Below are 377 nucleotides of genomic sequence, written 5' to 3'. Positions count from 1 at the left end.
CTATCACCCGGCCTACCTGCTGCGCAGCCCGGCCGAGAAGGCGCGGGCCTGGCAGGACCTGAAATTGGCGGCCCGGCAGTCATAGGCCCGCGATGTCGCACAGACCCGGGGGGCGCCGGGCCGGGGCCGCGCGGACGGCCCGCCGTCGGATTCAGCGGGTGTGCGAGTCCAGCGCGTGACCGTGGCCTTCCTGGCCGATCTGGTCGTGCAGTTCGGGATTGGCCGCCAGGTTGCGCTTGCTCCAGCGCATGAATACCACCATCAGCACGGCCACCACGGTGCCGAAGATCACGATGATGATGTTGATGGGCAGTTGCAGCCATAGCAGCAGCGTGTACACGGCCACCATCAGCAGGATGTTGAGCTGCTCGTTGAAG

1 protein-coding gene is annotated in these 377 nt (G+C 66.8%); it reads right to left on the bottom strand.

The genetic code is table 11. From position 1 onward, the window contains the following. Window positions 1-151: 151 nt before the first annotated feature. Window positions 152-377 (bottom strand): hypothetical protein (locus R0J88_RS18995; RefSeq protein ID WP_410900729.1); only part of this gene is annotated, 226 nt, incomplete at its 5' end.

The sequence above is a fragment of the Pseudoalteromonas sp. SIMBA_162 genome (assembly GCF_046535955.1).
Classification (GTDB): Bacteria; Pseudomonadota; Gammaproteobacteria; order Enterobacterales; family Alteromonadaceae; genus Pseudoalteromonas; species Pseudoalteromonas marina.
This window is presented reverse-complemented; position numbering and strand designations above follow the sequence as displayed.